This is a genomic window from Lentzea sp. NPDC055074 (assembly GCF_053608005.1).
The window spans coordinates 749,469-771,346 of the sequence record NZ_JBSGUQ010000001.1; the positions used below are offsets into that span (position 1 = coordinate 749,469).

At 69.9% G+C, this 21,878-nt stretch carries 15 protein-coding genes; 10 read left to right on the forward strand and 5 right to left on the reverse strand.

What is annotated here, in order from left to right:
* The first annotated feature begins 231 nt into the window (after positions 1–231).
* Positions 232–1,473 carry a cytochrome P450 gene (locus tag ACWF7A_RS03525; RefSeq protein ID WP_452248810.1) on the forward strand — a complete coding sequence of 414 codons (1,242 nt, stop codon included), beginning with the start codon at positions 232–234 and terminating at the stop codon, positions 1,471–1,473.
* Here ACWF7A_RS03525 and ACWF7A_RS03530 read toward each other — a convergent pair.
* A complete protein-coding gene (locus tag ACWF7A_RS03530) occupies positions 1,463–2,053 on the reverse strand; it encodes a TetR/AcrR family transcriptional regulator (RefSeq protein WP_452248811.1) in 591 nt (196 codons plus the stop codon). The genes ACWF7A_RS03525 and ACWF7A_RS03530 overlap by 11 nt on opposite strands.
* 105 nt (positions 2,054–2,158) lie before the next feature.
* Between ACWF7A_RS03530 and ACWF7A_RS03535 the strand changes: the two genes are divergently transcribed.
* Complete coding sequence (locus ACWF7A_RS03535) at positions 2,159–5,233, forward strand: S8 family peptidase (protein WP_452248812.1); 3,075 nt, start codon at positions 2,159–2,161, stop codon at positions 5,231–5,233.
* On the opposite strand, the gene ACWF7A_RS03540 is transcribed toward ACWF7A_RS03535, so the two are convergent.
* Positions 5,211–6,041: an NmrA family NAD(P)-binding protein gene (locus tag ACWF7A_RS03540; RefSeq protein ID WP_452248813.1), complete on the reverse strand. Its 831-nt coding sequence runs from the start codon at positions 6,039–6,041 to the stop codon at positions 5,211–5,213. The two genes, ACWF7A_RS03535 and ACWF7A_RS03540, sit on opposite strands and share 23 nt — an antisense overlap.
* Positions 6,042–6,093: 52 nt before the next feature.
* On the opposite strand from ACWF7A_RS03540, the gene ACWF7A_RS03545 reads away from it, so the two are divergent.
* The 7 genes from ACWF7A_RS03545 (at position 6,094) to ACWF7A_RS03575 (ending at position 16,930) form a co-directional block, all read left to right on the forward strand.
* A complete protein-coding gene (locus tag ACWF7A_RS03545; protein ID WP_452248814.1) occupies positions 6,094–7,350 on the forward strand; it encodes an alpha/beta hydrolase family protein in 1,257 nt (418 codons plus the stop codon).
* 365 nt (positions 7,351–7,715) lie between these two features.
* On the forward strand, positions 7,716–11,474 hold the full coding sequence (locus ACWF7A_RS03550) for a discoidin domain-containing protein (protein ID WP_452248815.1): 3,759 nt from the start codon (positions 7,716–7,718) through the stop codon (positions 11,472–11,474).
* A 25-nt stretch (positions 11,475–11,499) separates the two neighbouring features.
* Complete coding sequence (locus ACWF7A_RS03555) at positions 11,500–14,829, forward strand: CARDB domain-containing protein (RefSeq protein WP_452248816.1); 3,330 nt, start codon at positions 11,500–11,502, stop codon at positions 14,827–14,829.
* Between the two features lie 54 nt (positions 14,830–14,883).
* Entirely contained in the window at positions 14,884–15,735 is an 852-nt protein-coding gene (locus tag ACWF7A_RS03560) for a universal stress protein (RefSeq protein ID WP_452248817.1), read from the forward strand.
* A gap of 4 nt (positions 15,736–15,739) precedes the next feature.
* A complete protein-coding gene (locus tag ACWF7A_RS03565; RefSeq protein WP_452248818.1) occupies positions 15,740–16,156 on the forward strand; it encodes a hypothetical protein in 417 nt (138 codons plus the stop codon).
* A 52-nt stretch (positions 16,157–16,208) separates the two neighbouring features.
* The gene (locus tag ACWF7A_RS03570) at positions 16,209–16,685 is read left to right on the forward strand and encodes a hypothetical protein (RefSeq protein WP_452248819.1); all 477 of its coding nucleotides are present in this window, start codon (positions 16,209–16,211) and stop codon (positions 16,683–16,685) included.
* A gap of 5 nt (positions 16,686–16,690) precedes the next feature.
* Positions 16,691–16,930 carry a hypothetical protein gene (locus ACWF7A_RS03575; RefSeq protein ID WP_452248820.1) on the forward strand — a complete coding sequence of 80 codons (240 nt, stop codon included), beginning with the start codon at positions 16,691–16,693 and terminating at the stop codon, positions 16,928–16,930.
* A gap of 51 nt (positions 16,931–16,981) precedes the next feature.
* Here ACWF7A_RS03575 and ACWF7A_RS03580 read toward each other — a convergent pair whose 3' ends face one another.
* The 3 genes from ACWF7A_RS03580 to ACWF7A_RS03590 form a co-directional block, all read right to left on the reverse strand.
* Entirely contained in the window at positions 16,982–17,917 is a 936-nt protein-coding gene (locus ACWF7A_RS03580) for an alpha/beta hydrolase (protein ID WP_452248821.1), read from the reverse strand.
* Between the two features lie 129 nt (positions 17,918–18,046).
* The gene (locus tag ACWF7A_RS03585; RefSeq protein ID WP_452248822.1) at positions 18,047–20,047 is read right to left on the reverse strand and encodes a neutral/alkaline ceramidase; all 2,001 of its coding nucleotides are present in this window, start codon (positions 20,045–20,047) and stop codon (positions 18,047–18,049) included.
* A 25-nt stretch (positions 20,048–20,072) separates the two neighbouring features.
* Positions 20,073–20,933: an EamA family transporter gene (locus tag ACWF7A_RS03590; RefSeq protein WP_452248823.1), complete on the reverse strand. Its 861-nt coding sequence runs from the start codon at positions 20,931–20,933 to the stop codon at positions 20,073–20,075.
* 90 nt (positions 20,934–21,023) lie between these two features.
* Here ACWF7A_RS03590 and ACWF7A_RS03595 point away from each other — a divergent pair, with 90 nt between their 5' ends.
* Entirely contained in the window at positions 21,024–21,872 is an 849-nt protein-coding gene (locus ACWF7A_RS03595; protein ID WP_452248824.1) for a LysR family transcriptional regulator, read from the forward strand.
* The last annotated feature ends 6 nt before the right edge of the window (positions 21,873–21,878 follow it).

Genomic DNA, 21,878 nt, shown 5'->3' on the forward strand with positions numbered 1-21,878 from the left:
GACCAATGGACGCGGGACCGACGTCCACCGTTGGACGCTGCCTGAAGCCACCGGCACCGGCCACCCCGAGCCCGCAGGCGGAAGCCTGCGGGCTTTTCTCATTCCGACGAGGCGCTCGCACCGGCCAGACCTAAAGCCCAGTTAAAAATCTTGCACAACGCGCAAGTTTCGGTAGCGTGGAGGTGACGCCGAGCCACGACCCGGTCACACCGGGTCAGACAGGGAGAGGCCATGACCACGGCCGAGCGGCAGCGCAGCGCGCAGGAGCTCATCCGCCCGCAGTTGCCCGCTGAACTCAGCGCACGCGGGAAGTGCCCGTTCGACCCGGCCACGGGGCTGACCGAGCTGAGCGGGCAGGGGCGGATCCACAAGATCGAGCACAACGGCGACACCGTCTGGCTCGTCACCGGGCACGACGAGGCTCGGGCGGTGCTCGCGGCGCCCCAGATGAGCTCGGACCGGATCAACAGTCCGCGGGCGAAGGCGTTGATCTCGCCCGAGCTGCACGCGGAGCTGTTCCCGCCGGAGCGGCAGGCCGGGTCGTTCATCTTCATGGACGCCCCCGAGCACACGCGCTTCCGGCGGCTGCTCACCGGGCAGTTCACCGTGCGGCGGATGCGGGACCTGACGCCGCGCATCCACGAGATCGTCACGACGCAGCTCGACGCGATGATCGAGAAGGGACCGCCGGCCGACCTCGTGCACGACTTCGCGCTGCCGGTGCCGTCGCTCGTGATCTGCGAGCTGCTGGGGGTCGACTACGGCGACCGCGACGAGTTCCAGCGCCGCACGTCGAAGCTGCTCAACCTCACCACGACGATCGACGAGCAGATCAAGAACACCGTCGAGCTGCGGCAGTTCATGCGCGGGCTGGTGCTCGCCAAGCGCGAGAACCCCGGCGACGACCTGCTGTCCGGACTGGTGCGGGACACCGACCTCGACGACAACGAGCTGACCGGCATCGCGAACCTGCTGCTCATCGCGGGGCACGAGACGACGGCGAACATGCTGGCGCTCGGCACGTTCGCGTTGCTGGAGCACCCCGGCGAGTTCGCGAAGCTGCGGGACGACCCGGAGCTCGTCGAGAACGCGGTCGAGGAGCTGCTGCGCTACCTGTCGATCATCAGCATGGGCGTGTCACGGCACGCGAAGGAGGACGTCGAGATCGGCGGCGTCACCGTGCGCGCCGGCGAGACCGTCGTGGTGTCGGTGCCCGCGGTCAACCGCGACGACAGCCAGTACGACGACCCGCACGCGCTGCTGGTCGACCGGCCGCGCGGGCACCACGTCGCGTTCGGGCACGGCATCCACCAGTGCCTGGGCCAGCAGCTGGCGCGGGTGGAGATGGCGGTCGGCTTCACCGAGCTGCTGCGCAGGCTGCCGACGCTGAAGCTCGCCGTACCCGCCTCCGAGGTGCCGCTGCGGACCGACATGTCCATCTACGGCGTGCACGAGCTGCCCGTCACCTGGTGAACCCGGCGCCGAGCTGGTCGATCATCCGGCCGACCAGCTCGGTGACGTCGAACCTCTCGGTGGCCTGGGGCGTGTCGAGCCACCACAGCACGACCGCGCGCATCGACGCGAGGATCGTCGACGCCGTCACCGCCGGATAGGGGTCCACCAGGGGGTCCACTCCGCACCGCACGGCGATGGCCGCCGCCAGCGCGTGCTCGCGGGCCGAGTAGGCGGCGAAGACGTGCGGCAGCAGCGCGGGGTCGCGCCTCAGCTCGCGCAGCTGCCGGAGCCGGTCGAGGTCCACGTAGCGCGGGTAGATCGACTGCAGGGCTCCTCGCAACGCGACCAGCACCGGTTCGCTCGCGGGCCGTGCGGCGAACTCCTCCACGAACGCGAGCGCCGTCGCCGTGTCCCCGGCGACGACCGCTTCCTCCTTGGAGGAGAAGTAGTTGAAGAACGTCCGCAGCGACACCCCGGCCGCCCGCGCGATCTGATCCACCGTCACCCGGTCGAGGCCGTGCTCCACGCACAGACTCCAGGCGGCGTCACCCAGCGCTTCCCTGGTCGCCGCCTTCTTGCGTTCACGCAGGCCCGTCACGGTACGAAGACTAAATGGTACCGGAAATTGGTGTAGACCTTGTGACTCGGTGAGCGCCTCACTACGGTCCGTGAGAACGCTCCCACACGACCTACGGAGGACCGGGTGCGCCTACTCGGAGTCGTCGTCCTGGCCGGTGCCCTGCTCTCTGCGGGCCAGGCCCATGCCTCTCCACAGCACAGAACGGCCCCCACCGTCACGCTGATCACCGGTGACCAGGTCCTGACAGGACAGAGAGCGATCAGACCGGCCCCCGGCCGTGAGCGCGTCCTGTTCTCCACCTACACCGTGCAGGGCCACGAGTACGTGGTGCCGCACGACGCCATCCCGATGATCGCGGACGGCCGGTTGGACGAGCGCCTCTTCGACGTCACCGAGCTCGCGACGTACGACGGCGCCCTCCCGGTCATCGCGACCTACCCCCAAGGCACCCTGAGCGCGCAGTCCGGCCTGCAGCTGCGCAGCATCAACGGCGTGGCGTTCGACGCCGCGAAGACCCCGCTCGCCGGCACGCTGTCCGCGTCCGGCGCGACGAAGATCTGGCTCGACGAGAAGCGCGAGGCGAACCTCGACCGCAGCGTCGCCCAGATCAACGCCCCCGCCGCCTACGCCGCGGGCCTCACCGGCAAGGGCGTCACGGTCGCCGTCCTCGACACCGGCGTCGACGACACCCACCCAGACCTCGCCGACCGCGAGATCGGGGAACGCAACTTCTCGAGCTCCCCCGACAACGGCGACCACTACGGCCACGGCACGCACGTCGCGTCGATCGTCGCGGGCACCGGCGCGCAGAGCGGCGGCAAGTACCGCGGCGTCGCGCCGGACGCGAGCATCCTCGACGTGAAGGTGCTGGGCGACAACGGTTCCGGCCAGGACAGCGCGATCATCGCCGGCATGGAGTGGGCCGTCGAGCAGGGCGCCCAGATCGTCAACCTGAGCCTGGGGGGCTACGACACCCCCGAGGTGAGCCCCCTCGAAGAAGCGGTCAACCGGCTCACCGCCGACAAGGGCGCGCTGTTCGTGATCGCCGCCGGCAACTCCGGTCCCGGCGCCCGCACGATCGGGTCGCCCGGCACCGCCGACGCCGCGCTGACCGTCGGCGCGGTGGACGACCAGGACCAGATCGCCGAGTTCTCGAGCCGCGGCCCGACGTCGTCCGGCAGCCTGAAGCCCGACCTCACGGCGCCCGGCGTCGGCATCGTCGCCGCCCTGCACTCCGACGGCAGGATCGGCGCGCCGGTCGCCGACGGCTACACCTCCCTCGACGGCACCTCCATGGCCACCCCGCACGTCGCGGGCGCGGCGGCTCTGCTGCGCCAGCGGCACCCGGAGCTGGACGGCGCCGCGCTCAAGGCGAGGCTGACCGGCACCACCACGCCGACCGAGAAGCTCACGCCGTTCGAGCAGGGCACCGGACGCCTGGACGTCGCGAAGCTGATCAGACAGAACGTCTCGTCGAGCCCGACGAGCATCACCTTCGGCGCGCACCAGTGGCCGCACACCGGCGAACCCGCGCTGACGAAGGAGATCACCTACTCCAACGCGGGCTCCGAGCCCGTCACGCTCGACCTGTCGGCGGAGACGAACGGCACCCTGTTCAGCGTGTCCCCGGCGAAGCTCACGATCCCCGCGGGCGGCACGGCGAAGGCCACCGTCACCGCGGACATCGCCGAGCAGCCCGCGGGCGGGGTGTTCGGCGGGGCGATCGTCGCGAGCGGCGTGCGCACCGCCGTCGTCGCCGACCTGGAGGTGGAGAGCTACGACGTCAGGATCACCGGTGTCGAGCGGTCCGGCGTCTCCACGACGTCGACGTTCGCGTACCTGATCAACGTCGACACCGGCGCCCGCGCCTGGCCGGACACCGCCACGGGCGTCGCCCGCCTCGCCAAGGGCCGTTACGTCCTGTCGGGCAGCGTGATGTCGTCGTCGTCCGGCGCCTACACCCACGACGTCGTCAACTACCCGAACCTGACGGTCTCCGGCCCGGCGACGATCGACCTCGACGCCCGCCAGGCCAAGCCCGTGAAGGTGACGCTGCCGGTCGCCGCGCAGCTCTCGTTGCTGCAGACCGGTTTCGAACGCGTCGTGAACGGCACCAGCTACACCATCGGCAACTTCTCGGTCGGCGGCTCCGTCGACCACCTCGGCATGGCGAGCCTCGGCCCGGACTCGAACGAGGTCACCGGCAAGATCGCGACGTTCTGGAACGCGGGCCCGGACTTCTACGGACTCGCCTGGTACCGCAAGGGATCCGCGCCGTCGGGCCTGACGAAGACCATCGCCGTGAAGGACCTCGCCACGGTCAAGGTCGACATGCCCGCGCTGAAGCCGGGCCAGTCCGCCTCGATCGGCCACACCTCGTCCCCCGCGGGCCGCGCCGACTGGGGGTACGGCTCACTGGACAACCTGGCCGCGGGCCCGCGCACCGAGTACTACGGCGGCGAGGGCGGTGACTGGTCGCGCAGGTTCAACGTGTTCGACGAGACGGGCAACATCGGCGCGCTCGTCACGCCGCTGCGGCACTACAAGCCGGGCTGCTCGTACGTGGAACCGTTCAACCGCGCGGTGTTCGGCCCGGCGCTGCCCGAGGCGCGGGACGTCCCGCACTCGTTCCGCACCGGCGACTTCGTCCGCGTCACCCTGCCCCTGTACGGCGACAGCGCGGGCAACGAGGGCTACGGCCCCGTGACCGAGGCCCGCACGGCGCTCTACCGCGACGGCGTGAAGGCCGTCGAGACGGCCGAGCCGGGCTGGGCGATGCTCGACGTCGCGCCGGGCGCCGCGAACTACCGCCTGGAGGTCTCCGCCACGCGCGACGACACCCTGAGCTCCCAGGTGTCCGGCGTGTGGACGTTCCGCAGCGACACGACGGACCGACGGTCCGCGCTGCCGCTGTCCGTCGTCCGCTTCACCCCGCAGCTGGACGACGACGGCTACGCCCGCGCCGGCCAGATGCTCGCGGTGCCGCTCTCGACGCAGTCGCAGGCGGGCTCGGTCCGGGTGACGTCCGTCGAGGTCTCCTACGACGGCGGCACCACGTGGAAGCGCACGCAGATCACCGGCAACCGCGTTCTGCTCGCCCATCCGAAGGACGCCAAGTCGGTCTCCTTGCGCGCCAAGGCGTCCGGCAGCGGCCAGACCGTGGAGCAGACGATCGTCAACGCGTACCTGCTCCACTGAGGAAGGCGCCCGCGCGTTCCCGAGCCCACGAGGCGAAGGTGCGCGCGGGCCTTCCCAGCACGTCCTCGACGCTCGTGACGACCGTGTACCCCTCGGCGGGCATGTCCCGCTTCCAGCCGAGCAGCACGTCGACCAGTTCCGGCGCCCGTCCCGCTCGCAGCATCTCGTCGCGCGCCTCCTCCTCGGACTGCTCGACGTACCCGATCTCCCGCCCGATGGCCTCGGAGATCGTCGCCACCTGCTCCGGCACGGACAACGACTCCGGTCCCGTCAACGTGTACGTGCGGCCGCCGTGCCCACCCCCGGAGAGCACGGCGGCCGCGACCGCGCCGATGTCGCCTTCGTGCACGAGCGCGCTCCGCGCGTACGCGAACGGCTCGCGCACCACCCCCTCGCGGCGCACCTGCTCGGCCCAGCCCAGCGCGTTCGACATGAAGTCCATGGGCCGCAACACGGTCCACTCCAGCGAACTCGCCGTGACCGCCTCCTCCAGCGGACTGCGGAACCCGCTCCACAGCACCGTGACCCTGCGGACGCCGGCCTCCTCCGCCCGCCGCACCAGCTCCGGGCCCGTGAGCAGCGCGGCGTAGTCCTCCCCCGCGTTGGCCAGCAGGTGCACACCGGTGACGCCGTCGAACGGGATCGTCTCCGGCTTGGTCAGGTCCGCTTCGACGACCTCGACGCCGGCCGGAAGCCGTGCTGTGGAAGCGTTCCTGGTGATCGCGCGGACCGGCTGTCCCAGCGCGAGCAGTGCGCGCACCACCTGGGTTCCGGCGTTCCCGGTCGCCCCCGCCACGAGAATCGTCATGGACACGACCGTAGGACCTGCAGTTAGGTGGAGATCAAGCGAAGGAGCCGGAGTGCGCGAACTGACCGACGAGATCACCGCCGCCCACCTCCCACTCCCCGCCAAGCCCGCTCCGGCCGGGGTGAGCATCCCCGGCCGGCACGTCGCCGAGGTCTCACGGCACACGGACGGACGACTCGCGGTCATCACCTGGTCCTCGCCGAAGATCGACCCCGGCCTGCTCCACCCCGCGCTGCACGTCGTGGCGACCGACGGGACCGTCGTCGACCTGGGCCCCACGCCCGCGGACGCCGGGTCGCCGGTCTGGTGGGGCGACGAGGTGTTCTACCTGGCGCTGACACCGCCGCACCTGCAGGGCGGCAACGCCGTCTTCGACCAGCGCCACCGCAACCTCACCGCGGGCATGAACGCCTGTCCGGTCGACCTGGTGCAGGACGACGGCGCTGCACCGGTCGTGGTGGTCGCGACCGGGCTGGACACCGAGTTCCACCGCCTCGGCGGCGGCGTCCTGGGCCGTGTCACCGGCTCGCACCTCCCTCCCCGCTACCGCGATCTCGACGGCATCGCCTGGGGTGAGCAGAGACGTCTCCGCTACCGGGCCCGCGACGGCCTCGAGCTCGACGGCCTCCTCGTCCTGCCGGTCGGCCGGACCGAACGAGACGGACCGTTCCGCCTCGTCACCCTGGTGCACGGCGGGCCGTACGACCGCTGGACCGACGACCTGCAGCTGCACTGGGTGCCGTCGGCCCAGTGGTTCGCGCACCAGGGCATCGCGACCTTCCTGCCCAACCCCCGCGGCGGGCTGGGTCGTGGCCACGAGTTCGCGGCGGCCGTGGCGAAGCGGGTCGGGCAGGAGGAGTGGCACGACGTCGAGGGAGGCATCGACCTGCTCGTCGCCGAGGGGATCGCCGACCCCGGCCGGCTCGGCATCGCCGGCTGGAGCCACGGCGGGTTCATGGCCGCGTGGGCGACGACCCGGACGGACCGCTTCAAGGCGGCGCTGGTCGGAGGGGGCATCTCGGACTGGCCGCGCCTGATCGCCACCGGCGAGTGGGGAGCGTTCGAGGCGGCGCTGGGCGACAGCGCGGAACACAGCCCGCTCACGTACGCGGACCGGATCACCACGCCGATGTTGATCGTGCACGGCGGCGACGACACCAACGTGCCGGTGGAGCAAGCCGAGCTCCTGCACCGCGCGGTGCGGCACTCCGAACTCGTCGTGTATCCGGGCGAGGGGCACTCGCTCCGGCGGCGTGAGCACAGGCTGGATCTGCTGAACCGTGCCAGAAGGTTGTTCGCGAAGCTCTGAAACTTGCGCAAACCTTACGCAAACACAGCAAGGCCGGAGCAAGCCGACGCAAGCGCGAGCATCGCCCCCAAATCAATTTTCCGGGCAGGTTCGGGCCCGAACCGGTCACAAACCCGTCCGTCCAGCCGCTGGTGATCGCCCTTGCGCACCCTGAGAGACTGGTCGGACACGCGAACGAACATGGGTCTTTCCTGTTCAGAGCGCTATGTCGCAAATTTGCGCAATCACGTCGAGATATTGCGGTAATCTGCTGGTCACTTCTACGGTGAGGCGCGCCACACCCCCTCGCGTCCCCACCGAGAAGGGCCAAGCACGCCATGTCATCGACGACACGCGCTCGCTCCCTGCTAGCCCCCATAACAGCCTTGATCACCGCGGCGGCGACCCTGACCATCGCCCCCGCCGCCCAGGCCGCGCCCGTCAGCCTCGACCTGGCGAAGCAGTCCCGCATCGACCAGGTCACCCTCACGGCCTCGAAGAACAGCACCGAGACGTTCGCCGTCCAGACCAGCCTGGACGGCAGAGGCTGGTCGACGCTGGTCGCGGAACGACCACACGACTTCAAGAACGGCAAGGTGACCTTCCAGGTCGACCCGACGCTGGTCCGGCACGTCCGCGCCACCAAGACCACCGCGAAGCTCGAGGTTCGCGAAGCCGCTGTCAGCGCCCAGCTCCAGGCCACCTACAGCGCCAGCAGCACCAACCAGAACTACGGGCCGGGCAACGCCGGCGACGGCAACCAGGGAACGTACTGGGAGAGCGCGAACAACGCTTTCCCGCAGTGGCTGCAGGCCGACCTGGGCTCGGCGGTCAAGGCCGACCGGGTCGTGCTGAAGCTCCCCACCGGAGGCTGGGGCGCCCGCACCCAGACCCTCTCGGTCCAGGGCAGCACCGACGGCACCACCTTCACGGACCTGGTCGCCAGCAGGGGCTACGAGTTCGCCCCGGCGGCGAACAACACCGTCACCATCGACTTCACCGCCGCCACCACGCGGTACGTGCGGCTGAGGATCACCGCGAACACCGGCTGGCCCGCGGGCCAGATCAGCGAGTTCGAGGTGCAGGGCCCCACCGGGGGTGACACCCAGGCCCCCAGCGCGCCCGCGAACCTCGCCTTCACCCAGCCGCAGGCCGGGCAGATCCGGCTGACCTGGAACGCGAGCACCGACAACGTCGGCGTCACCGCGTACGACGTCTACGCCAACGGCACGCTGCGCACCACGGTGACCGGCACGACCCACACCGACAGCCAGCCCGACGGCACGCGCGTGAGCTACCACGTGATCGCGAAGGACGCGGCCGGCAACCAGTCCCCCGCCAGCAACACCGTCACGCGCGAAGGCGCCACAGGCACGAACCTGGCGCAGGGCAAGCCCGTCACCGCCAACAACAACGTGCACGACTTCGTCGCCGCCAACGCCAACGACGGCAACCTGGCGACCTACTGGGAGTCCAACGGCCTCCCCGGCACGCTGACCGTCCAACTGGGATCCAACGCGGACGTCAGCTCCGTCGCGATCAAGCTCAACCCCGACTCCGCCTGGGGTGCCCGCACGCAGAACGTGCAGGTCCTCGGCCGTGAGCAGAGCGCCACCGGTTTCACGAGCCTCGTCGCCGGACGGGACTACCAGTGGAACCCGGCGAGCGGCAACAGCGTCACGATCACCGCCTCCGCGCGGGTCGCCGACCTCCAGCTGCGCGTCACGTCCAACACCGGCGCGCCCGGCGCCCAGGTGGCGGAGATCCAGGTGTTCGGCACCCCTGCCCCGAACCCCGACCTCACCGTCACCGCCACGTCGGTCACCCCGGCGAGCCCCGTCGAGACCGACCAGATCACGCTGAACGCCACCGTCCGCAACGCCGGAAGCTCCGCGTCCGTCGCCACCGACGTGACGTTCTTCCTCGGCACCACCGCGGTCGGCACGGCCCAGGTCGGCGCTCTCGCGGCCGGTGCGCAGGCGAACGTGAGCACGACGATCGCCGCCCGCCCGTCCGGCAGCTACGAGTACACCGCGAAGGCCGACGAGACCAAGAAGGTCGCGGAGCAGGACGAGACGAACAACGCCCGCCTCCACCCGTCCCCCATCGTCGTCACCCCGGTCCCGAGCTCCGACCTGGTCGCGGTGCCGAGCTGGTCGCCGAGCAACCCGGCGAACGGCCAGACCACGACGTTCAGCGTCGCGCTCAAGAACCAGGGCACCATCGCCAGCGCCGCCGGTGCACACGGCATCACGGTCACGATCCTCACCAGCAGCGGGCAGACCGTCCGCACGCTGACCGGGAGCCACAACGGCACGATCAACGCCGGTGCGACCACGGCCGCGGTCAACCTCGGCACGTGGCCCGCCGCCGACGGCCGGTACACGGTGAGGACCGTCATCGCCAACGACGGCAACGAGATCCCCGCCAAGCAGGGCAACAACACCAGCGAGCAGTCGCTGTTCATCGGCCGCGGCGCCAGCGTCCCGTGGCAGCACGTCGAGGCCGAGGACGCGACCGTCGGCGGCGGCGCGCAGGTCCTCGGTCCGAACAGGACGATCGGCGACCTCGCCGGTGAGGCGTCCGGCCGCCGTGCCGTGACGCTGAACGGCACCGGCCAGTCGGTCGAGTTCACGACCTCCGGCCCGACCAACACCCTCGTCACCCGGTTCTCCATCCCGGACAGCTCCGGTGGCGGCGGCATCACGTCGAACCTCAACGTCTACGTCAACGGCACGTTCCACAAGGCCATCGACCTGACGTCGAAGTACATGTGGCTCTACGGCAACGAGGCGTCGCCGGGCAACTCGCCGGGAGCGGGCGGGCCGCGCCACATCTACGACGAGGCGAACGTGATGCTCAACTCGACGTTCCCGGCGGGCACGAGGATCAAGCTGCAGAAGGACGCGGCCAACACCACGAACTACGCGATCGACTTCGTGAACTTCGAACAGGTGCAGGCCGCCGGAAACCCCGATGCCGCACGCTATGCCGTGCCCGCCGGGTTCACCCACCAGGACGTGCAGAACGCGCTCGACCGCGTCCGGATGGACACCACCGGCACCCTCGTCGGCGTCTACCTGCCCGCGGGCACCTACCCGACGCAGCAGAAGTTCAACGTCTACGGCAAGGCGGTCCGCGTGATCGGCGCCGGTCCCTGGTTCACCCGGTTCCAGGCCCCGCTCACGCAGGAGAACACCGACCTCGGCTTCTCCGCCCAGTCGTCCGCGAGCGGCTCGACGTTCAGCGGGTTCGCCGTGTTCGGCAACTACACGCAGCGCAACGACGGCCCCGGCAAGGTGTTCGACTTCGCCGGAGTCCAGAACATGACCATCGAGAACATCTGGGTCGAGCACATGATGTGCCTGTTCTGGGGCAACAACGTCGACAACAACGTCGTCAGGGACAGCCGCATCCGCAACATGTACGCGGACGGCCTCAACATGACGAACGGCTCGTCGGGCAACCGCATCGCGAACATCGAGGCCCGCTCGACCGGTGACGACGCGTTCGCGTTGTTCGCCGCCACCGACGGCGGTGGCAGCGGCCAGCAGAACAACGTCTTCGAGAACCTGAGCGTCACGACCCCGTGGCGCGCGGCCGGTCTCGCGGTGTACGGCGGCAAGAACAACATCTTCCGCAACATCTACGTCGCCGACACCCTCACCTACTCCGCCGTGACGATCAGCTCGCTCGACTTCGGTTACCCGATGGAGGACTTCGGGCCCGAGCCGACGACGTTCAGCGGCCTCACCCTGGTGCGCTCCGGCGGCCACTTCTGGGGCGCACAGACGTTCGGCGCGATCTGGATGTTCTCCGCGTCCAAGAAGTACACGGGGATCAGGGTGAGCGACGTCGAGATCATCGATCCGACGTACAGCGGGATCATGTTCCAGACCAAGTACAACGGTGCCGCCGAGAACCCCTTCCAGGACACGGTGCTGTCCAACGTGAGCATCTCGGGTGCGCGCAAGTCCGGTGACGCGTTCGACGCCAAGTCCGGATTCGGGTTGTGGGCCAACGAGATGCCCGAACCGGGCCAGGGCCCGCCCGTGGGTTCCGTGACGATCAACGGCCTGCGGTTCAGCAACAACTTCCAGGACATCAAGAACACGACGTCCACCTTCACGATCAACGTCAACTGATTCCCCTGCCACGAAGGACAGTTCAATGAGAAACACGCTACTGAAGCGTGCGGTGAGTGCTGCCGTCGTCAGCGCCCTCGCACTGTTCGGATTGACCCCCACGGCAGGAGCAGCGGTTGTCCGGCTGTCCGCGAACCTGACCGCGTCCAGCAGCAACGGCCCGTACGGCGCCGGCAACGCCGGGGACGGCAACCAGGGCAGCTACTGGGAGAGCGCGAACGGCGCGTTCCCCCAGTGGCTCCAGGCCGACCTCGGCGCTGCGAAGAGCGTCAGCAAGGTCGTGCTGCGCCTGCCCTCGAACTGGGAGCAGCGCACGCAAACGCTTGCCGTGCAGGGAAGTTCCAACGGGTCGCAGTTCAGCGACATCTCCGGTTCCGCGGGGCGCGTGTTCTCGCCCGGCTCGAACAACACGGTGACGCTGGACTTCGCGGCGGTCAGCACGCGGTACGTGCGCGTCACGATCACCGCGAACACCGGCTGGTCCGCGGGCCAGCTCAGCGAGCTCGAGGTGCACGGCGAGTCCGGCGGTCCCGTCGACCCGCCTCCCGGTGACAACCTCGCGCAGGGCAAGCCCGTCGAGGAGTCCGGGCACGTGCACGACTTCGTCGCGGCCAACGCCGTCGACGGCAACACCGGCACGTACTGGGAGTCCAACGGCCTTCCCGGTCACCTGACGGCGAAACTGGGCTCGAACGCCGACGTCACGTCCGTCGTCGTCAAGCTCAACCCCGGCGGCGACTGGGGTGCCCGCACGCAGAACTTCGAGGTGCTCGGCCGTGAGGCGAGCGCGTCCGCGTTCGGCACCCTGAAGGCGCGCGCCGACTACCGGTTCGACCCGGCCACCGGCAACAGCGTCACGATCCCGGTGTCCGGACGGGCCTCCGACGTGCGGCTGCACTTCTACTCGAACACCGGAGCGCCCGGCGGCCAGGTCGCCGAGTTCCAGGTGTTCGGCGCGTCCGCACCGGCGCCCGACCTGACCGTCACGAACCTGACGTGGACGCCGGCGAACCCGAGTGAGGCCGACACGATCAGGCTCACCGCCACCGTGCGCAACGGCGGCACCGTGGCGTCCGGCGCGACGACGCTGAACGCCACGCTCGGCGGCACCGTCGCGGGTTCCGCCGCGGTCGGCGCGCTCGCCCCGGGAGCCACGGCCACCGTCACCGTCGACGCGGGCCGTCGTGGCGCCGGGTCCTACGCGGCCGCGGCCGCGGTGGACCCGGCCAACCAGGTCGCGGAGGCCAACGAGGGCAACAACACCTTCACCTCCGGCTCCGCACTGGTCGTCGGCCAGGCGCCGGGTCCGGACCTGCAGATCACCGGTGTCACGCCGAACCCGTCATCTCCGGCGGCGGGCCAGCAGGTGACGTTCGCCGTGTCGGTCAACAACCGCGGCACGTCGGCGGCGGGCGCTTCGGTGACCCGCGTGTCCGTCGGCGGCAGCACGTTGAACGCCAACACGGGTGCCATCAACGCCGGTCAGACCGTGACGGTCAACGTCGGCACCTGGACCGCCACGAACGGCGGCGCCACGGCCACCGCGACGGCGGACGCGACCAACGTGGTCGCGGAGACCAACGAGACCAACAACACCGCCACCCGGTCCGTTGTGGTCGGACGCGGCGCCTCGACGCCGTTCACCTCGTACGAGGCGGAAGCGGGCCGCTACCAGGGCACGCTGGTTCAGGCCGACGCGGAGCGCACGTTCGGGCACACCAACTTCGGGTCCGAGTCCTCGGGCCGCAAGTCGGTGCGGCTCGAATCGCAGGGCCAGTTCGTGGAGATCACCTCGACGGTCAGCACCAACTCGATCGTCGTGCGCAACTCGATCCCGGACGCCGCCGCGGGCGGTGGCCAGGAGGCGACGATCAGCCTCTACGCGAACGACCAGTTCGTGCAGAAGCTGACGCTCTCGTCGCGCCACAGCTGGCTCTACGGCACGACCGACGACCCCGAAGGCCTCACGAACCGTCCTGGTGGCGACGCCCGCAGGCTGTTCGACGAGACCTCGCAGCTGCTCGCGAGCTCCTACCCGGCGGGCACGAAGTTCAAGCTCCAGCGCGACTCCGGTGACAACGCCCAGTTCTACGTCATCGACCTGATCGACCTGGAGCAGGTCGCCCCGGCCGCTTCGAAGCCGGCGGACTGCGTCTCGATCACCCAGTACGGCGCCACGCCGAACGACCAGACGGACGACGCGGACGCGCTGCAGCGTGCTGTGACGGCCGACCAGAACGGGGAGATCCCCTGCGTCTGGATCCCGGAGGGCAGGTTCCGCCAGGAGAAGAAGATCCTGACCCTGTTCAACTCCGGTCAGTACAACCAGGTCGGCATCCGCAACGTCACCGTCCGCGGCGCCGGCATGTGGCACTCGCAGCTGTTCTCGCTCACGCAGCCGCAGGACGCCGGCACGATCAACCACCCGCACGAGGGCAACTTCGGGTTCGACATCGACGACAACACGCAGCTCTCCGACTTCGCGATCTTCGGCTCCGGCCGGATCCGCGGCGGTGACGGCAACGCGGAGGGCGGCGTCGGCCTGACCGGCCGGTTCGGCAAGAACACCAAGATCACCAACGTGTGGATCGAGCACGCCAACGTCGGTGCCTGGGTCGGCCGCGACTACACCAACCTGCCCGACCGCTGGAACCCCGGTGACGGCCTGCAGTTCACCGGCATGCGCATCCGCAACACCTATGCCGACGGCATCAACTTCGCCAACGGCACGCGCAACTCCACGGTGTTCAACTCGTCGTTCCGCACCACGGGCGACGACGCGCTGGCCGTGTGGGCGTCGAAGTACGTGAAGGACCAGAACGTGGATGTCGGCAGCGGCAACGCATTCCTCAACAACACGATCGCACTCCCGTGGCGCGCCAACGGGATCGCGATCTACGGCGGCTCGAACAACCGCGCGGAGAACAACATCATCTCCGACACCGCCAACTACCCGGGCATCATGCTGGCGACCGACCACGACCCGCTGCCGTTCGGCGGGACGACCACGCTCGCCAACAACGCCCTGTACCGCACCGGCGGCGCGTTCTGGGGTGAGGCGCAGGAGTTCGGCGCCATCACGCTGTTCTCGCAGAACCTGCCGATCCCCGGCGTCGTCATCCGCGACACCGAGATCCTGGACTCGACCTACGACGGGATCCAGTTCAAGGGCGGCGGCAGCGGCATGCCGGACGTGCAGATCACCAACGTCCGGATCGACAGGTCGAACAACGGCTCGGGCATCCTCGCGATGGCCCAGGCCCGCGGCTCGGCCCGCCTGACGAACGTGACGATCACCAACTCGAGGGACGGCGACATCACCATCGAGCCCGGTTCGCAGTTCGTCATCAACTAGATCACCTTTAAAGCCACCTCCGATCGGGTACCACCCGGTCGGAGGTGGTTTCACATGTCCACGGTCGTTGTCGGGTTCGACGGTTCCGGCCTCGCCAGGCGCGCGGTGCTCTTCGGTGCCGAGGAGGCTTCCCGCTGCGGCGCGGCACTGCAGGTCGTGCACGCCGTACGCGCTCCCCTGCCCGAGCCCGTGTTCACACCGATGTCCGTCCCGGTGCCGGAGTTCGTCACCGAGGAGACGATGTCCAAGGCCGCCGAGGACCATCTCGCCGAACTGGCCACCGAGATCAAGTCCCGGTGGCCTGATCTCGAAGTCGCCACGCACGTGCGCATCGGGCGGCCCGTCGACGTTCTCGCGGCGGAGCCCGGGGATCTGCTGGTGCTCGGTTCCTCCGGGCGCACCGGCATCGCCGAGATGTTCCTCGGCTCCACCGCCGTCGAGCTGGTCTCGGTCGCCGGGCGGCCGGTGATCGTGACCCGGTCCGGGCCGGTCGACGGCCGCGTGGTCGTCGGCGTCGACGGCTCCGAGACCTCCACGGACGCCATCGCGTTCGCCTTCGAGTACGCCGCCCGCCACGGCCGGGACCTGCTCGCCATCCACGCGTGGAACGACGTCGGCTGGGCCGAGCTGCCCGAGCAGGACTTCGACCACGTCCGCCTGGACCTCTCGAAGCTGCTCGACGAGCAGCTCGCCCCGTTCCAGGCCCGTCACCCCGAGGTGCACGTGGCGCAGGAGGTCGCGTTCGACGCCCCCGCCCGCGCGTTGCTCCAGGCGGCCGACGGCGCGGCCTTGATCGCGGTCGGAAGTCACGGCCGCGGCGCGGTCACGCGTGCAATCCTGGGTTCGGTGAGCCACGCTGTGCTGCACCACGCGCCGTGCCCGGTCGCCGTGGTCCATCGGAGGTGACGTCATGCGCGGGTTGACGGCCGTGCTGCTGTGTCTTGTGCTGGCTTCGTGCGGTCAGGTGCCGCCGGCGCAGGTGCCTTCGTCCAGCGCACCCTCCAGCGAGACGACCATCCGGAGCGTTCCGGCGCCCCTGCCCCCGTCCTCCACGCCGTTGCCCACGCCCGTCCCGCCCACGCTGCCGACACCGTCGCGTGAACTGGAACCGGGTGTGACGACGGTGCGTGGCACGGTGTCGGCGGGTGCCGAGTCGGGGTGCATGATCTTGTCCAACGAGGTCGCGCAGTACCTGCTGCTCGGCGCCGACCCCGCGATCGCGGTGGCCGGGGCCGTGGTGGAGGTGACGGGACGACCTGATCCGGGTGCGATGACGACCTGTCAGCAGGGCACGCCGTTCCACGTCGCCAGCACCCGGCGCGGCTGACTCCACCCGTTCGGGCCACGCTGGGCTGCGCCGACCGGCGGATGATGGGCGGGTGGAGAGCGGAGAGCCGGACAGACGGCTCGAGCTGGTGTACTCGGAGTCGTTGCGGGCTCTGAGCTACCAGCAGGGCGCCCTCGACAACCTGCGCTCGCGGGTCACGCTGCTGACCGCGGGCGCGGCACTCGTCAGCTCGTCGTTCGTCGGCACCGCGCTGCAGAGCCCGCGCTGGGGTGCGGCGACGGTCGTCGCGATCGCGGCGATGACGGGTGTCCTGGGGCTGGCCCTGTTGATCTGCGCGCCGGTGTGGCGGTGGACGTTCCTGTCCAGCGCGTCGAGGCTGCTGGGCGCCGTCGACCTGGGCCACGACCTCGACTCGATGCGCCGGCACCTGGCGGCCGACTTCGAGCGGTGGCTGGACGCCAACGAGAAGAAGCTCCGCAAGCTGCAGTGGTGCTTCGTGGCGGGTCTCGTGCTCCTGCTCGTCGAGGTGGCGGCGTGGTGCGTGCAGCTCGCTCAGCTGAAGGGGTGACCGTGATGGCCGAGAAACCCGACGAGGCCGGAGGTTCCGCCGAGACCGGCCCGGCACCGTGGCCGGTGGTGGGCCGAAGCATGATCAACTACAACCCGGAGTCCACGGGCCGGTTCCCCGCTCCCGTGGGCAGTGCGCCCCACGGCGGGGAAAAGGACGCCACCGTGCGCTGGCCATGGGTGTTGCTCGGGCTCGTGGTGTTCGTCGCGGTGATGGCGGTGCTGGCCTACATGATCGTGGCCTAGCACGCCGTTCGGCCCCGCTCCACAAAGGAACGGGGCCGTGCAACAGACGCCCTACTTCTTCAGGGCTTCGCGGAGGAACGCGGTCGCCTGGTTGATCGCAGCCTCCGCCGCGTGCGTGCCGCGCAACGCGTTCAGCATCACGAAGTCGTGGATCGCGCCCGCGTACCGGACGGCGGTGACGGGCACGCCGGCCTCGCGCAGCTTGTCGGCGTAGGCCTCGCCCTCGTCGCGCAGCACGTCGGCCTCGGCGGTGATCACGAGCGCCTGCGGCAGACCGGCGAGCTGCTCCAACGTGGCGCGCAGGGGAGACGCGGTGATCTCGGCGCGCTCCGCCGGGTTCGTCGTGTACTGGTCCCAGAACCACTGCATGCCGTCGCGGCGCAGGAAGTAGCCCTCGGCGAACTGCAGGTACGAGTCGGTGTCGAAGGACGCGTCGGTGACCGGGTAGAAGAGCACCTGGGCCTTCAGCGCGACGTCGCCGCGTTCCTTGGCCTGCAACGTCAAAGCGGCCGCCATGTTGCCGCCGACCGAGTCGCCCGCGACCGCGACGCGGGTGACGTCGAGGCCGTAGGAGGCGCCCTCGCGCTGGATCCACTGGGCGGTGGCGTAGTTCTGGTCGATCGCGACCGGGTAGCGGGCCTCGGGCGAGCGCGAGTAGTCGGGGAAGACGACGGCGGCCTGAGCACCGACGGCGAGTTCGCGGACCAGGCGGTCGTGGGTGTGGGCGTTGCCGAACACCCAACCGGCGCCGTGGATGTAGAGGACGACGGGGAGCGGGCCCTCGACGCCCAGAGGCTTGACCACGCGGACGTTGAAGCCGTCCAGCGTCACCCACTGCTCGTCGACCTCGGGCTTGTCCACGGCGCCCGACTGCACCTCGTCGACGGCCTTGCGGCCCTCCTCGGGGGCGATCTCGAACAGGAACGGCTGCTTCGCGGTCGCGGCGGCGAACTCGGCGGCGGCGGGTTCGAGAACGGGGCGCTTCATGGCTGCTCCTTCAGGTCGGATGCCATAAAGCTAGTGCGCGATTAAATCGTGCACAACGTAATCACGGCCTCACCGGAGCCGGGAATAACAGCGGCCCCCTGGAGAACCAGGGGGCCGCCGGCAGGAGTGTCAGGCCACCGTGAACCCGGCGGTCGCTCCCGTGAAGCCGGTGATCTTGCCGGTCCAGCCGCTCTTCTCGTCGCCGTGGTGCACGATCCGGTAGGTGCCGGCGGGGGTGTCCGCCGGGATCTGCCAGGTGATCGTGGCGTTGGAGAAGGCGATGCCGACCCGTTCCCACTTGTAGCGCGTCGACCAGTCACCGTCGTCGGCGACGCGCGTCCACTGGCCGTTCACCTGCCGCTGCACCTCCAGGAAGGTGTGGTTGCGGTGCAGGTTGTTCTTCGGGTGGCCGGTGACGAAGACGGACGTCACGGTCTCGCCGCGCCCGTACGAGGCCTTCGGTGCGATCAGGACGTCGCCGTACTTCTTGTCCAGGGGCTTGTCGTCGAGCACGACGCCGGTCTGCAGGTTGATCTCGGTGAACGGCGGCTTGCCGGGGTTCGGGCCGGCGGGCAGGGACGACCCCGCCTTCATCGACGCGGCGAGCTTCGCGAACTCCTGCTGGTAGGCCGGGGTCGTGTTGCGGCCGAACAGGGTGGAGCCGCCCTCGTACTGCTGCGAGTCGTACTCCTCCGGCGTGGTGACGTACTGGCTGTAGTCGTTGGCGTAGCCCTGGATCAGCACGTTCCGCAGCGGCACACCGGCCTCGGCTGCGACGGCCTTGCGGATGCGCAGGCCCGCGGTGATCGTGACCTCACCGGGCACCGCGACGAGGTGCAGCTGGCCGATGCGGACGATCTGCAGCGGCACGACGTTCGGCGTGGCCCCGATCAGGCCCGTCGGCACCAGGGAGGCCTTGGGGAACTGGCAGTCCCGCAGCCATTGCGGGACCTCCATCTGCAACGGCTCGAAGAGCTTCTTCCACGGCGACTGCATGCCCTCGGAGAAGCCGGGGATGGCCGGGCCGTCCTCGACGCTGCCCGCGATCGTCGACGCGCCGACGACACCGGAGCACGTGGTGCCGGGCTGGCCGGTGTCGGTGTAGCGGCCCTCGACCTTCACGGCCGACATGTCGACGAACCGCATGCGCGAGTCGACGCCGCCGGACATCGCCGCCTGCGGACCGTTGTAGATCTCCTGCGCCTTGCGGTTCTGGCGCTCGCCGATGACGCGGGCGTTCTCGAACTCGTTCTCGGTGGGGCCGGAGCCGGGCTTCAGGTTGAGGTTCGGCGACATGTCGCCCGCGTTGGTGTTCGGGAACGCCGCCACGAAGCCCGCGGTGTTGTCGAGGTACCGCACGCCCTCGTCGTCGTGCTCCCACTGGTACGCCGCGTAACCCTTGTTGTCCGGGCTGATCAGCGTGTTGGCGTTGGTGATCGACGTGTTGTGCGTGGCGAACCAGCTGATGGCGCCGACCTTCTGGCCGCCCTGGCTGAACTTCAGCACGGTCATCTGCGGGTCGATGCCCGCGGGGAACGCGCCCTTGTCCGGGTTGCGGTCGAACGCGACGCGCGACCGGTTGACCGACGCGTTCGTCAGTTCGCCGACGCCGAGGCTGATCGAGCCGGGCTTCACGTCCTCGTGCGCCTCGACGACCGACTCGGTGATGCCGTCGACCACGGCCGCGAGCGCCTGCGGCTGCGTGCCGAGGATCGACAGGTTGTAGGCGAGGTTGTGCGACTGGCCGCCGGGGCCGCTGTGCGTGTGCGTGGCCGACAGCAGCAGGTTCTCGCGGGTGTAGGTGCTGCCGTACTTGGCCTGCAGCTTGGCGAGCACGCCCTCCTGGACCGCGCGGAAGATCATCGCGAGGTCGGCGTTGACGTACGCGACGCGCTTGTTCGTCGCCCGGTCGACCACGACGTAGGCCCGCGACCGCAGCCGCTGGTGGATGCCCGTCGTCTTCTGGTCGAACTTCGAGTAGCCCATCATGCCGTTCTCGGCGGCCGGGCCGGTGACGTCGGAGATGCCCCGGCCCACCAGGTACGGCTCGGGTTCCGCCCACGCGAACGGACCGCTGACCAGGGCCGCACCGACGAGTGCGGCGACCACCGTCAAGACTTTCGTTCGCATGGACACCCCGCTAAGTGAATTGGATTCACATTTCAGGGTCGACGGTAGGTGATCCAGACCACTGGGAGCAAGTCACGGCCAGTGCGTTGGCCGTGACCACGAGCAAGATTCCAGCCCAATGGTGGAGTGCGAGCTCCTCCCCCAACAGGACGAGGCCCGCCAGCGCGGCGAGCACCGGGTGCACGCTGCACACCAGCCCGAAGAGCCGCGCGGGCACCTTGCGCAACGCGATCACGTCGGCCGCGTAGGGCACGACGCTGCAGAACACGCCCGCCGCGACCGCGTACAGGATCGCCATGCCGTTGAACTGCCCCTGCACGACCAGGAACACCGCGACCGGCACGTAGAGCAGCGCGGACACGCTCGTCGCGGCGGCCGGTGCCTGCAGGCCGGGCAGCCGTTGCCCGACCAGGCGGTTGAGCAGGATGTACGCGGCCCAGCTCGCCGCCGCGAGCAGTCCGGCGCCGATGCCGAGCCAGTCGCTCGACGGCCCCGGGAGCACCAGCACGTAGACGCCGGCGGCCGCGATCAGCACGAACAGGAAGTCGAGCCGCGTGCGCGAGCCGCCCAGCGCGACCGCGAGGGGGCCGAGGACCTCCAGCGTGACGGCGAGACCCAGCCCGATCCGGTCGACCGCGGTGTAGAGGCTCAGGTTCATCGTCGCGAACACCAGGCCGAGCGCGATCGTCGGCCACCACTGCGCCCGGGTGAACGTCCGCGGGTTCGGGCGGGCGACGGGCAGCAGCACGGCGGCCGCCACGAACTGCCGCACGGCCACGACACCGGCCGGGCCGATCGAGGCGAACGCGTGCGCGCCCATCGCGGCACCGAGCTGGCTGCTCGCGGCGCTGGCCGTGATCGTGGCGAACCCACCGAGACTCTTCATGTCCCCCAGCCTGCGGTTCCGCCAACAGAACGGGAAATGCACGAGCCGCGCCAGCAATACGTCTGACGTATGAATAGGTACGCTCCGCACATGGATCTGCGGCAGCTGAAGTCCTTCGTGGCCGTGGTCGACGCCGGGACGTTCACGGACGCAGCGACCGCCCTCGGCCTCACGCAGGCCTCGGTGTCGCGCTCGGTCGCCGCGCTGGAGACCGCGCTGGGCGTGCGACTGCTGCAACGCTCGACCCGGCACGTCGCGCTCACCGCCGTCGGCGCCCAGGTGCTCGAAGGGGCGCGGCGGGTTCTCGACGAGGTCGCCCACCTGCACCGGATCGCCTCGCAGTCGTCGACCGAGCTGCGCATCGGCTACGCCTGGGCGGCCCTGGGCAAGCACACCCGGCGCGTGCAGAAGTCCTGGGCCGCACAGCGTCCCGGACTGCCGCTGGTGTTCGTCCAGTCGAACTCACCGACCGCCGGGCTCGCCGAGGGCACGGCCGAGGTCGCGGTCGTGCGCAGGGCCGTCGACGACGCGCGGTTCGAGACGGCGTTGCTCGGCACCGAACGACGCTACGGCGTCGTCGCGACGGACAACCCGTTGGCGCGCAAGCGTTCGCTCAAGCTCGCGGACCTCGCCCGGTACTCGCTGGCCGTCGACGACCGGACCGGGACGACCACTTTGGACCTGTGGCAGCCCGGCAAGGCCCCCGCCGTCGTGCGCAACACGCACAGCGTCGACGAGTGGCTGACGCTGATCGCGGCGGGGCAGGCCGTCGGCATGACGTCGGAGGCGACCGCGAGCCTGAACCCACGGCCTGGCGTCGCCTATCGGGCCGTGGTCGACGCACCACCGATCGCGGTGTGGCTGGCGTGGTGGAAGGACCAGCCGCCGCAGCACCTCACCGACCTGATCACGCTGGCGTGCGACGCCTATCGGGTGTGAGGACTC

Excerpts from the sequence above, each read along its gene's own strand:
- ACWF7A_RS03525 (WP_452248810.1), top strand. The coding sequence starts at position 232 with ATGACCACGGCCGAGCGGCAGCGCAGCGCGCAGGAGCTCATCCGCCCG.
- ACWF7A_RS03540 (WP_452248813.1), bottom strand. The coding sequence starts at position 6,041 with ATGACGATTCTCGTGGCGGGGGCGACCGGGAACGCCGGAACCCAGGTG.
- ACWF7A_RS03555 (WP_452248816.1), top strand. The coding sequence starts at position 11,500 with ATGAGAAACACGCTACTGAAGCGTGCGGTGAGTGCTGCCGTCGTCAGC.
- ACWF7A_RS03560 (WP_452248817.1), top strand. The coding sequence starts at position 14,884 with ATGTCCACGGTCGTTGTCGGGTTCGACGGTTCCGGCCTCGCCAGGCGC.
- ACWF7A_RS03565 (WP_452248818.1), top strand. The coding sequence starts at position 15,740 with ATGCGCGGGTTGACGGCCGTGCTGCTGTGTCTTGTGCTGGCTTCGTGC.
- ACWF7A_RS03575 (WP_452248820.1), top strand. The coding sequence starts at position 16,691 with ATGGCCGAGAAACCCGACGAGGCCGGAGGTTCCGCCGAGACCGGCCCG.
- ACWF7A_RS03580 (WP_452248821.1), bottom strand. The coding sequence starts at position 17,917 with ATGAAGCGCCCCGTTCTCGAACCCGCCGCCGCCGAGTTCGCCGCCGCG.
- ACWF7A_RS03585 (WP_452248822.1), bottom strand. The coding sequence starts at position 20,047 with ATGCGAACGAAAGTCTTGACGGTGGTCGCCGCACTCGTCGGTGCGGCC.
- ACWF7A_RS03590 (WP_452248823.1), bottom strand. The coding sequence starts at position 20,933 with ATGAAGAGTCTCGGTGGGTTCGCCACGATCACGGCCAGCGCCGCGAGC.
- ACWF7A_RS03595 (WP_452248824.1), top strand. The coding sequence starts at position 21,024 with ATGGATCTGCGGCAGCTGAAGTCCTTCGTGGCCGTGGTCGACGCCGGG.